This window comes from Peribacillus frigoritolerans (assembly GCF_040250305.1).
Classification (GTDB): domain Bacteria; phylum Bacillota; class Bacilli; order Bacillales; family DSM-1321; genus Peribacillus.
On record NZ_CP158190.1, the window covers coordinates 2,324,250 to 2,338,479 of the forward strand.

A 14,230-nucleotide genomic window follows, 5' to 3' on the forward strand; every position below is an offset into this window, starting at 1 on the left:
TGCGCGCATGAAATTATTGGATTTGAAGGCTGAATGTAGTTTTCAAGAACAAGAAGTTCTAATGCTAGGTCTCTGGTGGGAAAGAAGGTATACGTCAGTGTTCTCACCACTCTGCCGAAAGTGTAATCGGGAGAGCATGTCGCATTTTGAATGGCCAATAATCAGCGACTATTGAAGAAGGAGGGTGGGAATGAATACTCAGCCACTTAAAAACAACATCAGTTCTTATATCATACAAACACATGAAGAAGAGATTAAAAGAATTGCCATGGAGCTTCATGAAGGTGTGGGGCAGTCCCTTTCCAGTCTCTTTTCCGGAATGCAGCTCATTGAAACGGCAATCGAACAGCCTGCCATGAAAATCTATGCGGGTGATATGAAACAGCTATTGGAGAAGGCAATACAAGAAATCAGGCTTTTGGCTGTAGAATTGCATCCTCCTACCCTTACGACTTTTGGGCTTATTTCAGCTATAAAAAGCTACATAAAAATATATACTTCAACCTATGGAATTGAGGTTGAGATGGAGAATCTGGGAATTGAATCGCAAATCTCTGATAGAGACAGCATTACACTTTTCAGGGTCTGCCAAGAAGCATTGGTGAATATAGCAAGGTATGCTGATACAACAAAAGCAAGTATAATATTCAAATGGGAAAAAAGCTTGTTATTAATTATGATAAAAGATTCAGGGAAAGGGTTTGAGGTTGAAGCCGCCATGAATAAGTTGAGCGGGATTGCTGCCATGTGTGAAAGAATGCATTTGATTGGCGGGAATTGTACCATTTTTTCAAAAATAGATGATGGGACTTCTATAGAGATTTCTCTGCCATTATATTAAAATGCTAAACAGGGGTTTGCGAATTGTGCAATCCCCCTTGTTGTTTCATATAACGATACAAACACGAACAAAGCTAGGGGGAGCTGCTTTGATAAAAATTTTGCTTTGCGATGATCACGCCGTTGTAAGAATGGGCTTAAAGATGCTATTAAACAATCATGCTGATATGGAAGTCATAGGGGAAGCTTCAGAAGGGAACGAAGGAATAGAACGAGCACTAGAGCTTCAGCCTAATGTGGTAGTCATGGATTTAAGCATGCCTCATGGGAAAGATGGCTTATCGGCTACTTCCGAACTGAAAAAACTAATGCCTGAGGTAGCCATATTAATACTTACCATGCATGATGATGATGAATATTTGTTCAGAACTATTCAAGCCGGGGCTTCAGGATGTATTTTAAAAAGTGCACCCCATGAAGAATTATTGGTAGCCATCCGATCATTATCGAACGGAAATGCTTACCTTCATCCATCTGCTACAAAAAGGGTAATGGAAGAATATTTAGGCAGTGTGAAGCAGGGAACCGCTGATTCTATCAATCTGTTGTCTGACCGTGAAAAAGAGGTACTTACGTTGATTGCGAAAGGGTTTTCCAATAAAGAAATTGCCGGACAGCTTGTCATAAGCGTGAAAACGGTTGAAAGCCATAAAGGAAACCTAATGGAAAAGCTCAAGATGAAAACAAGGCATGAACTTGTTGCATTCGCTTTAAAAAAGGGGTTATTAGGGTATGGAATTTAACGGGGACAGTAAATCGAAAGAGGATCAACCATTTAAAAAAGCGTGTGAACATGTATTAGAAGAAATGAATGGTGATTTTGTAGGCCTTGCCTTACAAAACAGAAATGGTCCTGACATAAGCTGGCATTATGCCGCCGGAAACAGAAATGATAAGTACAAAAGGATAACTGTTCGATATGGAAAAGGAATAGCAGGTAGGGTCATATCAACGGGGACGCCGATGAAAATTGAGGGTTTCCCCAATAATATCCACGGCAAAGCTTTAGATTATCCCATTATGCTTGCGGAAAATCTCAGTTGCGCCTTCGCAGTTCCGATTCAATTTAAAGGTGTTCCCAAGGGGGTATTATTAGTAGGTAAACGAACAGCTCAGCCTATTTCTGAAAGCGACCAGCATAAGATCCTTGATGCAGCGAATAAACTGGAAAAGGAATTGAACAGCTCTATTTAACAGGGCAACAAGGAGGATTATGTATGGACTTGAATAAACATTTGGAAATGGAAAAAGGGGTTACGCCTGGATCTAGCGATGCGACAATCCTTGTCAATGAATCTGGAGTCATCTCTTTTGCGAATCAACAGGTATATGAAAACTTTGGTTATGATCATCATGAATTGAACGGGGAAAAGCTTCTGAATCTTATACCAGGGGCAAACCTGCAGCACAGCGGGGAAGGGGAGATTATCCACCAGTTGGGGATCCACCGGGATGGTCATGCTTTTTCGCTTTTTTTCAGGGTGAACTCCTTTCAGCTTGCGAAAGAGCTTTATTACTTAATTGTAGCCCATAAAGTGAAAGATCAATCACGGATTAACCAGCAGCAATCCTATCCGATAAATGAACTGGTTGATTTAATTTACGCACTTGATGAATCAACGATTGTTGCATTTACGGATGAAAAGGGCAAGATAATAAACTTTAATAAGAAATTTTGTGAGGTATCCAAATATTCAGCAACAGAGCTTATCGGGAAGGATCACCGAATTATTAATTCAGGTTATCATTCAAAGGAATTTATGCAAGAGCTTTGGCGAACAATTTCATCAGGAAGTGTTTGGCGGGGTGAAATCAAGAACAAAGCGAAGGATGGAACTTATTATTGGGTGGATACCACAATTGTCCCTTTCTTAAATGAAAAAGGGAACCCTTATAAATACCTGGCAATTCGGAAGGAAATTACCGAATATAAACGAGTTTTAGAGGAATTAGGGAAGTTTGTAAATAAAATGGCCGATTTCCAATTTGCTTTGGATGCTTCCTCAATTGTAGCAATAACCGATCAACGAGGGACGATCAAATATGTCAATGATCAATTTTGCCGGATTTCAAAGTTTTCAAAAGAAGAGCTGATCGGACAGGATCATCGAATTATTAACTCGGGATTTCATTCGAAAGAGTTTTTCGACAATCTTTGGAAAACAATATCATCAGGGGAAGTATGGAAAGGCGAGATTAAAAATAAGGCCAAGGATAATACTTATTATTGGGTGGATACGACAATCGTTCCATTTCTTGATGAGTTCCAGAAACCTTACCAATATTTAGCGATTCGATATGAAGTAACCCAGCGTAAGCTTGCGGAAGAAGAGATTCAGAAAATGACCGGGAAAATCATTGATGTGCAGGAAGAAGAAAGAAAACGCATTTCCAGAGAGCTTCATGATGATATCGGACAAAACTTATACAGCCACCTCATAACGATTAACAGACTGCAGACAGAAATGGATCATCCCCTGTTAGATCAGATGCAAGATGAAGCGACCGAAATTATCGAAGCACTCCGGCATCTATCCTGGGAATTAAGGCCATCTGTACTTGATGATCTTGGACTGTTCCCTGCCATTCGCTCTTTATTGGGGCAATTTTCAGAGCATCATCATATCAAGGTCCATTTTGAATGCTATTTGAATTGCCGTCTGAATACAAACAAAGAAATTACCATTTACCGTATTATTCAAGAGGCATTAACAAATATTAGGAAATATGCTCAAACCGAAGAAGCTACAGTGACGATCCAGGAAATAGAGGAAGTAGTTCGTGTAGAAATAGAAGATAAAGGAAAGGGCTTTGATTTAGAAAAAGTTACCCGTGGAGTAGGCTTATTCAGTATGGAGGAAAGAGCCAGAGTTTGCGGCGGAAACCTTATCCTTCATTCTCGTGAAGGGAAAGGGACAAAAGTAATATTGAAAATGCCTTTGTAGTGGATGGATTTTCGTAATGATCAAGTAACTTAATCCGCTAAACGCTTCAGCATATCCCATCAATATTCGTTCTATGGGCTTGCGGGATGATAAAATGATACGATCAAATTGAAAATAATGCCGGAAAATCAAATGAGAATACAGTCAGAGCATTCCCGAAATCACAATGAATACGGTTATTTTCATTACATCCTTTCTTCCATGTTTTATAATAGAATGATAGTTAAGGAAAACATGTATCATGAAAGGAGACATTGTATGCAGGCACATAACAAAACGGTCGTGAAATCCATGCAAATCCTAACCCTTTTCATAAATCATCCAAAACTGACCTTTAATGAAATGATGGAACTTTCCAATTTGCCGAAAACGTCGTTACACCGTATGGTGGGATCATTGGAAGAAATGGGGTTTTTAACAAAGGACGATGATGGCCACTATTCACTTGGACTTATATTCCTGCAGTTTGGTCAACTGGTTGGGGAGCGTTTGGATATCAGGTCAATCGCCTATCCCATCATGAAAGACCTGCGGGATGATGCTGAAGAAGCAGTGAATTTAATTGTGAGGGATAAGGATGAAGCGATGTATATTGAAAAGGTGGACACCCTGCACCCTGTTCGACTTTATACATCCATTGGAAGGCGTTCGCCATTGTATGCTGGAGATTCTCGAATCATCCTAGCGTATTTGCCGGAAGAAGAGCGTGAAAATTATTTGGGAAGCATTCAATTAAAACCAATCGCCATTGGAACGATAACGGATAAAACTGAACTCCGTCACGCTTTGGATGAAGCGAAAATGAATGGTTACACGATAACTTCATCAGAACTTGAGGATTATACAAAAGCGGTGAGTGCACCGATACTCAATGGTAAAGGTGAAATAGTAGCTGGTATTAGTGTGGCTGGGATTGAAGCAAGATTTCAGGAAGATCGCTTGCCTGAATTGATTGACAAAGTAATGAAAGCTGCCAAAGCCATTTCCGTGAAACTTGGTTCTCAAACACATTAATGAAAATAGTAAAATCATGTCATTTTCGGAATATATTTTTCTGAAATAAGATAACTTACATAAAATGGTCGATTCCTACATACTACATATAGGAAGTAAAGCCACCGCTTATGGTGGTTTTTTGTCATGCTGGCATGCTCAGCTGAACCAAAACGAAAAGGTGAACCATTCGGGGTTCACCTTTTCCAATATCGTAAGACTTTATCGCAAGATTGTTGGTTAGCCGTTACAAACGCACAAAGTCTGTTTGATTTATATTTCTAGGCACCCCGATGTCAGCCATTGTAAGTAAACCTGGTTTACGGAGCGCATCAATTTGCTTAGCGGTATTGATAATCATTGCTGCGGTGGCGGTATCTCCAAAAATGCCGTTTGGAACAATTAACCTTTGGGTTTCGTTACCCTCAATAACGATTTCATCTTCCTGTTTAATACCTGCAGACATCGTTAAATCCAAGGAAATTTCCTTTCCGTCCACCGTCTTGCCAGTGGAAATTTGATGAAGCCCATTAACATCCCCTGGTTTTAAGACAGTTAGCGGAACTGTCATTTCTTCGCTTGCAATCGTTGGTTCTATGGTATTGGTTACATTTGAAAGTTTCCAATTCAGCCCATAAGCGATCAACCTGACAGACTCCTCAAGTCCTACATGCCCAATTTTATTCCGCTCAGCTAAAAATTCAAACTCTTCCCTGGTCATCCCGATTCCGACCTTTTTTTGTAAGGGGAGGCGCCTTTTCGAAACATCCACTTTACGATTGACCTTAATTTGGTTAACCGTGGTCAATACTGTCGTAAATGAAATGGCCATAGTATCCATGATGTACCCTGGATTGATTCCGGTCCCAATGACACTAAGCCCTTTAGCTTTAGCATAATCATCTATTTCCTTTGCAAGTAGAGGGTAGCGATGCCAAGGGAAGGAAAGCTGTTCACAGGTGGAAACCACTGAAAAGCCGTGATCTAGAAGCTCTTTGATTTGGGGCCATACTTGTTGTGCGTCGGAGCCGGTTGCATGTAGGGCGATAGGGTGGCCAGCTTCGGTATTTACATCCCGTATATGAGAGACTACACACTTGTTGGTTTCCTTTTCATGGATTAGTAACCCAATATCCTTTCCTACCTTATCGGGAGCAATATCGACAACACCGATAATCGATTGCGGATTCGTTTGATAAGCACTGCGGAGAATTTCAATTCCGATGGGGCCCAGCCCGAATACTGCGAATTCAGAATAGTTCATAGACATTCATCTCTCATCCTTTCAAATAACTTATAACAAAATGCTAACATTGGCTGATAAATAATAAAAATAGTTAATTTTTATATCTTTATAATGAATCGTTATAAAAGGAAAGACGGCAATGAATGAGGTGAGATATTGGAGAATCATACTACTATTTTGGGGTTACATATGCGGGAATTGCGAAATGGCGGTTCACGACTCAAGCGGCAGCATTTGGACATTATTTAACTAAGGCTCGAGAATTAGCAGAAACGTTATCCGGTTTTATGTGATAAAGGGTTAAGGTATTGTTTCAGGTTGTTTTGATCGAAGCAACGCCTTTAATAGTTTTGTATATAAAACTACTTTTTCTGTTGGGAAAATTAAAATCTGAATAATATTGACTATTGTGAAAATTCAATATAACATTAAATATCGGTAACATTGTTTTTTATATAAAACAATAGTTGCTGCTATCTTTTGAAAGGAGGAATTGGTAAAGTTGCTAGTTTGACAGGCATTTTTTTTATAGAAATCATGAGAGCGCATTCAAAAGAGCTGCTATAAGGGGGAAATAACATGTTACAAGGTCAAAAAAGATGGTTGTACATTGCGATTCCTATTTTTTTCTTCTGGTTTTTCGGTCAGATTGATAAAGTAGGTATCTCTGTTATCCAAACCGATCCGGGATTTTTAAGTGATCTTGGTTTAACTGGCCCGGATAAAAATGCGAAAATTGGCTTGATCTCCTTTATATTCATGATTTCATACTCCTGTTCCAACATTTTTTGGGGAGTTATCATCGACAAGTTAGGGGCACGGAAAACAGCAGTTTTAGGTTTACTGGTATGGACAGCGACAATGGTAATGGGCGGGCTGTCCACTTCATACGAAATGTTTTTAATCAGTAGGGTAATCCTCGGAATTGGGGAAGGTATGATGATCCCGATATCGGGAAAATTCATTTCGAATTGGTTTAATAAACGAGAGCTTGGCAGGGCACAGTCATTCTGGATCACTGGAAACTACCTTGGCCCGGCAGTGGGTACCGTTATGCTCATACTAATTATTTCAACGTTTCATTGGCAGGCCGCGTTCTTTGCACTCGCCGCTTTTAACTTGTTTATAAATATTCCCATGTTCCTGTTTTTGGCTCGTAATACGCCTGAAGAGCATCCACGCATGAGTAAAGAAGAAGTCTCCTATATTCGCCAAAAAGACGAAGCGGATGATGTGCAGTCGAAGCAATTCTTTGCAAAGGATTATCGTTATTGGATTGTCTGGTTTGGCAATTTGATGTCGTCCTTTCTTTTCTTTGGAATCAGTATTTGGCTGCCTACATATCTCGTTGAGGCCAAAGGGTTTGAAAGGGAAGCAATGACTGGTATTACTTCATTATCGTGGCTATTCGCGCTTGGATTTGTCCTGGCTGGCGGATTTTTGGCGGACAAAACGAAGCGTCCGAGCTTACTTGCGACAATTCTTTTCATACTAACAGCTGTATTTTTGACAATCGCTGTCATTGCACCAAATCCTATTTTCGCTGGCGTTTCCATGGGGCTTGCCATGGGAACCCAAGGAGGTATGTTTCACCTGACCAATTTCTTCATCATCAAATTTTCAACACCTGAAACAGCTGGCCGCGCAGCCGGTTTAATGGGATTCACAAATATTATGGGTGGATTTTCAAGCTACATTATGGGGTGGAGCCGCGATTTGTCTGGCGGTGATTTTGGTCCCTCCATTGCCATGCTGATTGTAGCAGCCATTCTTGGGTTTGTGGCGTACTTATTTATGATTAAACAAGAAGTTGCCGAATATCACCTAAGTAATGCGACAGGAAACAAAGTAACACTATAAGCGCTAAAAAGTTAATATGTTTTTTAGAAGGGTTTCTCGGTAAGATTGGCGCTAGAATCTTACTGAGAAACCACAAAAAAATCATACTTATTGACGAGTGCCGCAGTAGTAAGGATAACCGCAGAATGATATAGACAGTGTATTCCCGAACGATCGTTTCAGTTTTTTTACATTGACAATAAAGCGATTACATTTTAGAATTATTTATATAAAAAACATTGTTTTGTGTATAAAACACTATGTGGTCGTTATGAAAAAATATGTGCTCGCGATCTTTGTATAACCGTTCATCACGTTTGAAAGATAATAGAAGGGGTGGAGACAATGGGCATGGCCTTAAAAGATAAAGTCGTATGGATTACAGGGGGAGCTTCTGGAATTGGAGAGGCTGTCACTCGCCGTTTTATACAAGAAGGAGCAAAAGTGAGCATTATCGGCCGCTCGAAAGACACGTTAGCGAAAATGAAGGAAGAATTTGGTGAAAATATCCTTACATATCAGGGAGATGTAAGCAAATACGAAGACAATGAGCAAGCGGTCCAAGCTACTGTTGAGCAATTCGGAAAGTTGGATGTTTTCGTGGCGAATGCCGGCGTGTTCGATGGATTTGCCAAATTTGCCGATGTGACTCCTGAGGCGCTTTCCGAAGCGTATGATTTCCTTCTCAATATTAACGTAAAAGGGTCTTTTTTCGGGGCGAAAGCCGCTCTTGAAGAACTGAAAAAAACAAATGGCAATATTATTTTTACCGTCTCCGGTGCAAGTTTTTATCCAGATGGCGGCGGTGTTTGGTATACAGCGAGCAAACACGCCCAAATTGGATTGATGCGCCAGCTTGCGTTCGAACTATCTCCTTCCATCCGGGTAAATGCGGTAGCCCCAGGGGGGACATTGACAGCACTTACTGTGATCCCGCCGCTGCGTCCATTTGTGAAAATAGTCGATAATGATACGAAAGCAAGCAGCATTAAAAAACGGAATATCCTTCAACTTGCCCAGATGCCGGAAGATCACGTTGCGGCGTATGTACTGTTAGCTTCCGACGAATCACGCGCCATCACCGGTGAGGTCATTTCCAGCGATGGCGGATTGTCAGTGCGAGGACTTGGCTAAGCTGGCACAGTTCTTTAATACTGTTTTAGCTAAATTAGAAGGGAACGGAAGTGGGATTTCCTGCTTAACTTCAGGATAGGAAGCACTTTCATAATAGAAAAGAAAGCTAGTTCCAAGCGAAATATAAAAATAGTTTATCATTCGCTTTTTTAGAAAGATATTTCAAGTACAGGTGTTTTAAGAGTCAGAGATTCACCTTAAAAGGGGATTGATATTATGCCATACGTAAAAGTAGAAGATTTAAGCATTCATTATGAAATAGAAGGTCATGGAGAACCTTTAGTATTATTACACGGCATGAGTAATAATTCACAGTCATGGAAGGAGCAAATCCAGGAATTAAAGGAGCATTATACAGTAATTGCATGGGATGCACCGGGTTATGGGAAAAGTTCAGATCCAGCAGAAGAATTTAAGTATTTCAAAGAGTTTGCACGTATTCTGAACGGCATGCTAGATCAGCTAAAGTTGGAAAAAATCCATCTGCTTGGCCATTCAATGGGAGCGGCAATCGCGATAGAGTTCTGTAGCCTGTACCCTGATAAGATTAATAAACTTATATTGGCCGATTCGACAAGAGGGGCTGCTGCTCTAACCCCAGAGGAGAACGAGACGAAATTGAAAAATCGATTATTTTCAATTGAAAACCTTTCTACTGAGGAGATCGCGGAAAAGAGGATACAAGCATTGCTATCTCCCCATGCTTCAGAAAAAGTCTATAAGCGAGTAAAAGAGATTATGACACAGGTAAGACCGGCAGGATATCGTTCGGTAGCAAATTCACTTTATCATCTGAATCAAATGAGTTTGTTATCTCATATAAATGTCCCTGTTCTTGTAATTTGTGGAGAGTTGGATACTGTAACTCCTATAAAGGAGTCGGAAGCAATTCATGAAGAGTTAATGAACTCCCGGCTCGTGATAATTCCAGAAGGCGGGCATCTGTGTTATCAGGAAAATCCTGAAAAGTTTAATTCGAGCATTTTGGAATTTTTGAACGATATTGAGTAGGAAAAGGCTTCTGCAAATACCTTAGTAAAAAACCAGGGCCTAGATTAGAGAGAGGAATGGATAGAGATAATGGCTAATTATACAATCGTGGATAAAGAAACTTGTATTGCTTGCGGAGCTTGTGGTGCTTCAGCTCCGGATATTTATGATTACGATGAAGAAGGTATTGCGTTCGTTATATTGGATAATAATGTTGGGGCAGCGATTATACCTGATGAACTTGAGGACGATATGATAGATGCTTCAGAAGGATGTCCAACCGATTCTATAAAAGTGGCTCAATTATCCTTTGATGGTAACCCTAATAAATTTGAATAATAATTCTAGGTGCGTTTGTGACAGATAATAGCTTTATAGATTTTTAAACTGGTGACATATCCAGATTGTCTTTGAAAGGGTGGATATTCAATTGCTCTTATCCATCATTTCTGGAATTCGAAAAAGAAAGAATTACTTGTAGGCTAGTACATCCCTTACCACCAATAAATCATATTCAGTATGAGCAACCATCCTGGAAGAAAAGGAGTGATTACATTGACAGAAGAAAAAACGGTCTATGACATAACAATTATTGGCGGCGGCCCAGTTGGTTTGTTTACGGCGTTTTATGGAGGAATGAGGCAAGCAAAGGTGAAAATCCTTGAAAGCCTTCCTCAATTGGGAGGACAGCTATCAGCCCTTTATCCCGAAAAATTCATTTATGATATAGCTGGTTTTCCAAAAGTAAGGGCCCAGGAATTGATAGATAATTTAAAAGAACAAATGAAAGTATTTGAACCAACAATTTGTCTTGAAGAAGCAGTTGAACAGATGGAAAAGCAAGCAGACGGAACATTTAAAATCACTACAAACCTCGATACTCATTTTTCTAAATCAGTAATCATTACTGCTGGAAATGGAGCCTTTCATCCCCGTAAACTGGAATTGGAAGATTCAACACAGTTCAAAAATAAGAATTTGCATTATTTCGTGAATGATATGAACCGCTTTAAAGGAAGAAAAGTGGCGATTCTTGGCGGTGGGGATTCTGCTGTTGATTGGGCCCTTATGTTAGAGCCGATTGCTGAAAAGGTAACATTGATACACAGAAGAGATAAATTCCGTGCCCATGAACATAGTGTGGAAAAATTAGTGAATTCCTCTGTTGAGGTCAAAACACCTTATATTCCCTCCGAATTGGTAGGAGCAGAAAGAATTACGCAAATTGTTTTAGAACACACTAAGACGCAACAAAAAGAAGTGATTGATATAGATGATTTAATTATTAATTACGGATTTGTCTCTTCTCTTGGTGCGATTAAAGAATGGGGACTAAACATCAACAAAAATGCAATTGTCGTTAATTCCAAACAAGAAACGAATATTCCAGGCATTTATGCAGCCGGGGATATTTGTACGTATGATGGAAAGGTTAAATTAATTGCATCCGGATTTGGTGAAGGTCCTACGGCAGTCAATAATGCCAAAGCCTATATTGATCCGATGGCGAAAGTTCAGCCGTTGCATAGTACTTCCTTATTTGGCTAACCTCTATCTAGCTACATGGCTCTTCTGAAGAAATGAATTAGTACATAGGCGAGACCCTTAAAGATGGATGGGGGTGGGCGATTGTCCTGAATTTAATGGAAATGAAAAGTAAATAGAGGCTTTCCAGGTTTTGTTGCCTAACAAAGGGAACAGGCTAATATGACAGTAAAATAAAAAGTCGAATTCCTTCTCAGCAAGGAATTCGACTTTTTAGATTGTTTTAACCAATACCCGTATTGTGATACTCCGCTTAATTCTTCGAAGACAAATTCCAGGAACTCCAAAAACATTTGTCGTTTTGCTGCCTTTTCCAGTCTAGAATCTCATTTATCATGAGAATGATCATTCTCTAACGTTTTCAAAATATGCTTGGTCAGAATGGATGTATCCGTGCTTTTCCAAACTGCCGATATGGAACTGAATAATTCCGAGTTATCGATGTTCAAGGCTTTAACTTGGCTTTTTCCCAACAAACTCACCATATCTTCCGGCATGAGGGCTACGCCGAGGTTATTGGATATTAGATTGGCGATCGTCAGTAATTCAGAGCCTTTACATAATTCTTTTGGTGAAAATCCAGCAGTCATGCAAGCTTTTTCCAAAAGGAATTGAAGGGAGTGTGCTTGAACGGCATCATAATGGATAAAAGGTTCGTCTTTTGCTTCGTATAAATGTATCGCATCCTTTTGGGCCAGTGGATGATCAATGGAGACGACTAATTGTAAAGGGAACCTCATGAATTCAATCATGCTTAATCCTTCATTGGCGATGATGTTACTGTGAATGGGCGTTCTGATGAAACCGATATGATAATTTTGTTGGTTTACGAGTTTTACAGCTCTTGAGGATGTTGTTTCATGCACGTAAAATTCTGTATCCGGGTATTCCCCCACTATCTTTTTCAATAACTTCGGGATATATATACTAGCTGCAGAGGGGACGGTAGCAATCTTCAATTTAGGCTTGGGGATGGCTTTATTTTCAACTATGTAATTTACTGTTTTCTCAATATCTTCAAAGGAAGGAGCAAGTTTTTTATAGATGTACTCTCCTTCTTCCGTCAATGTAATTTTTCTTGTGGTTCGATTCAAAAGTTTAAAGCCTAATTGTTTTTCGAGGGATAAAATCTGTTGGCTAAGTCCGGGCTGGGATATATGCAGGGTTTTGGAAGCCTCACTGAAACTAAGATGGTTAGAAACCTCTATGAAATAGCGGAGGGATAGGAAATTCAAACAATCACCCACTTCAGTTGGATTTGAAAATACAGAGCTAAAATGGCTGGAAAAGAAAGGGTTGGACAGTTGATTCCCTCTCAAACAAAGCTGGATATAACGATTAAAGGCTAGGAAGATCGTTTTATAACATCTACTTATAAGTTTATAACAATAATATATTTCTAAAATGGAAGAGTCAATATTATCCTTAAAGAAAGGAAGAATAGGTAATAAAAGGTAAAATATTACTATTGGATAGCGAATTTTCCTTGTTTTTAATAGGTGTTTTTACACATTTAAGCTTGGTGATTGGATTTCTATAAAACTATTTAATGTAATACTAGTGCTTTTGGATGGTGTGTCTAATTTTGTAAAAAAAGGGAAAGTAAGGTGGTCGGTAGAATAATAACATTATCATCTTTTGCAGATGATGAAAACACATGAGGGGGAGTTTTATGAAAAAATTTCATAAGTGCTTTTTATTGGTCATGATTTTGACGGTATCCGGTATTATTACTGCCTGCGGAGACAGTAAAACAGGTGTCTCGGGCAGCGGAAACCAAAATTTGAGTTTGTTGACTGGTGGTACGGGAGGTACATACTATCCGCTCGGAGGGCAAATTGGAAAAATCATTTCCGATAAAACAAAAGCGAACATAACACCTCAGACATCTGGCGCCTCCGCCGAAAACATGGAAACGTTAAGGGCTGGAGAGGCTGAAATCGCTTTTTCGCAAACGGATATCGCCGCATATGCACTTGAAGGAACGGAAATGTTCGACGGGAAACCCATTGACAATATAATGGCGATCAGCTCTTTATATCCTGAAACTGTTCAAATTGTAACGACTGCAAAAAGCGGAATTAAATCAATCGAGGATTTAAAGGGTAAAAAGGTATCAGTAGGTGCACCGGGTTCTGGTGCATATATCAATGCCATGCAAATCCTGGAGATTCATGGTTTGTCTGAGAAAGATATTAAAGGACAAAATCTGTCCTTCGATGAGTCGGCCGAAGGAATTCAAGCAGGAAATATTGACGCAGCTTTCATTACTGCCGGAACACCAACAGGTGCAGTTGAGGCGCTATCCGTACAAAATGATATCATGGTCCTGCCTATTGCAGAGGACAAAATTCAAGCATTGGTTAAAAAGTATCCATACTATGCTGAAGATACAATTCCAAGTGGAACGTACAAAATCAAATCCGAGGTAAAAACAGTTGCAGTTAAAGCGATGTTAGTGGTTACAAAGGATCTTGATGAAGATTTAGTTTATGAAATGACTAAAGCTGTTTATGACAACACAGATCAAATCACACATGCAAAAGGCAAGTTCCTTACAGCAGAAACTGCCCTAGAAGGATTAGGGGAAATGGAAGTGCATCCTGGAGCAGCAAAATACTTTAATGAAAAAGGTGTTTCCAAGTAATGCAATTGGGTCGGTAGCTCGCTTTATGTGGCCTATCGACTTCGTTTTTTT

The 14,230-nt window shown here is 39.7% G+C and carries 13 protein-coding genes; 11 read left to right on the forward strand and 2 right to left on the reverse strand.

Features of this window, described 5'->3' with window-relative positions:
* The first annotated feature begins 190 nt into the window (after positions 1–190).
* The 5 genes from ABOA58_RS11400 (at position 191) to ABOA58_RS11420 (ending at position 4,799) form a co-directional block, all read left to right on the forward strand.
* Entirely contained in the window at positions 191–841 is a 651-nt protein-coding gene (locus ABOA58_RS11400) for a sensor histidine kinase (protein WP_350302379.1), read from the forward strand.
* A gap of 88 nt (positions 842–929) precedes the next feature.
* Positions 930–1,583, forward strand: a complete 654-nt coding sequence (locus ABOA58_RS11405) for a response regulator transcription factor (protein WP_101221836.1) — start codon at positions 930–932, stop codon at positions 1,581–1,583.
* Positions 1,573–2,034: a GAF domain-containing protein gene (locus ABOA58_RS11410; protein ID WP_350302380.1), complete on the forward strand. Its 462-nt coding sequence runs from the start codon at positions 1,573–1,575 to the stop codon at positions 2,032–2,034. The genes ABOA58_RS11405 and ABOA58_RS11410 overlap by 11 nt, the downstream gene beginning before the upstream one ends.
* 23 nt (positions 2,035–2,057) lie before the next feature.
* Positions 2,058–3,785, forward strand: a complete 1,728-nt coding sequence (locus ABOA58_RS11415; protein WP_350302381.1) for a sensor histidine kinase — start codon at positions 2,058–2,060, stop codon at positions 3,783–3,785.
* Between the two features lie 258 nt (positions 3,786–4,043).
* The gene (locus ABOA58_RS11420; RefSeq protein WP_350302382.1) at positions 4,044–4,799 is read left to right on the forward strand and encodes an IclR family transcriptional regulator; all 756 of its coding nucleotides are present in this window, start codon (positions 4,044–4,046) and stop codon (positions 4,797–4,799) included.
* 226 nt (positions 4,800–5,025) lie between these two features.
* On the opposite strand, the gene ABOA58_RS11425 is transcribed toward ABOA58_RS11420, so the two are convergent.
* Positions 5,026–6,048 carry an NAD(P)H-dependent amine dehydrogenase family protein gene (locus ABOA58_RS11425; protein WP_350302383.1) on the reverse strand — a complete coding sequence of 341 codons (1,023 nt, stop codon included), beginning with the start codon at positions 6,046–6,048 and terminating at the stop codon, positions 5,026–5,028.
* A 555-nt stretch (positions 6,049–6,603) separates the two neighbouring features.
* Between ABOA58_RS11425 and ABOA58_RS11430 the strand changes: the two genes are divergently transcribed.
* The 5 genes from ABOA58_RS11430 (at position 6,604) to ABOA58_RS11450 (ending at position 11,535) form a co-directional block, all read left to right on the forward strand.
* Positions 6,604–7,884 (forward strand): MFS transporter, encoded by a 1,281-nt coding sequence (locus ABOA58_RS11430; protein WP_137018415.1) that lies wholly within the window; start codon positions 6,604–6,606, stop codon positions 7,882–7,884.
* A 324-nt stretch (positions 7,885–8,208) separates the two neighbouring features.
* Positions 8,209–8,997, forward strand: coding sequence for an SDR family NAD(P)-dependent oxidoreductase (locus tag ABOA58_RS11435; protein WP_241588830.1), 789 nt, complete (start codon positions 8,209–8,211; stop codon positions 8,995–8,997).
* 216 nt (positions 8,998–9,213) lie between these two features.
* On the forward strand, positions 9,214–10,008 hold the full coding sequence (locus ABOA58_RS11440; RefSeq protein WP_350302384.1) for an alpha/beta fold hydrolase: 795 nt from the start codon (positions 9,214–9,216) through the stop codon (positions 10,006–10,008).
* Between the two features lie 69 nt (positions 10,009–10,077).
* Positions 10,078–10,326 carry a ferredoxin gene (locus ABOA58_RS11445; protein WP_350302385.1) on the forward strand — a complete coding sequence of 83 codons (249 nt, stop codon included), beginning with the start codon at positions 10,078–10,080 and terminating at the stop codon, positions 10,324–10,326.
* Positions 10,327–10,542: 216 nt separating this feature from the next.
* On the forward strand, positions 10,543–11,535 hold the full coding sequence (locus tag ABOA58_RS11450) for an NAD(P)/FAD-dependent oxidoreductase (RefSeq protein ID WP_350302386.1): 993 nt from the start codon (positions 10,543–10,545) through the stop codon (positions 11,533–11,535).
* Positions 11,536–11,858: 323 nt separating this feature from the next.
* Here ABOA58_RS11450 and ABOA58_RS11455 read toward each other — a convergent pair whose 3' ends face one another.
* On the reverse strand, positions 11,859–12,767 hold the full coding sequence (locus ABOA58_RS11455; RefSeq protein WP_350302387.1) for a LysR family transcriptional regulator: 909 nt from the start codon (positions 12,765–12,767) through the stop codon (positions 11,859–11,861).
* A 437-nt stretch (positions 12,768–13,204) separates the two neighbouring features.
* Between ABOA58_RS11455 and ABOA58_RS11460 the strand changes: the two genes are divergently transcribed.
* The gene (locus tag ABOA58_RS11460; protein WP_350302388.1) at positions 13,205–14,179 is read left to right on the forward strand and encodes a TAXI family TRAP transporter solute-binding subunit; all 975 of its coding nucleotides are present in this window, start codon (positions 13,205–13,207) and stop codon (positions 14,177–14,179) included.
* Positions 14,180–14,230: the final 51 nt, after the last annotated feature.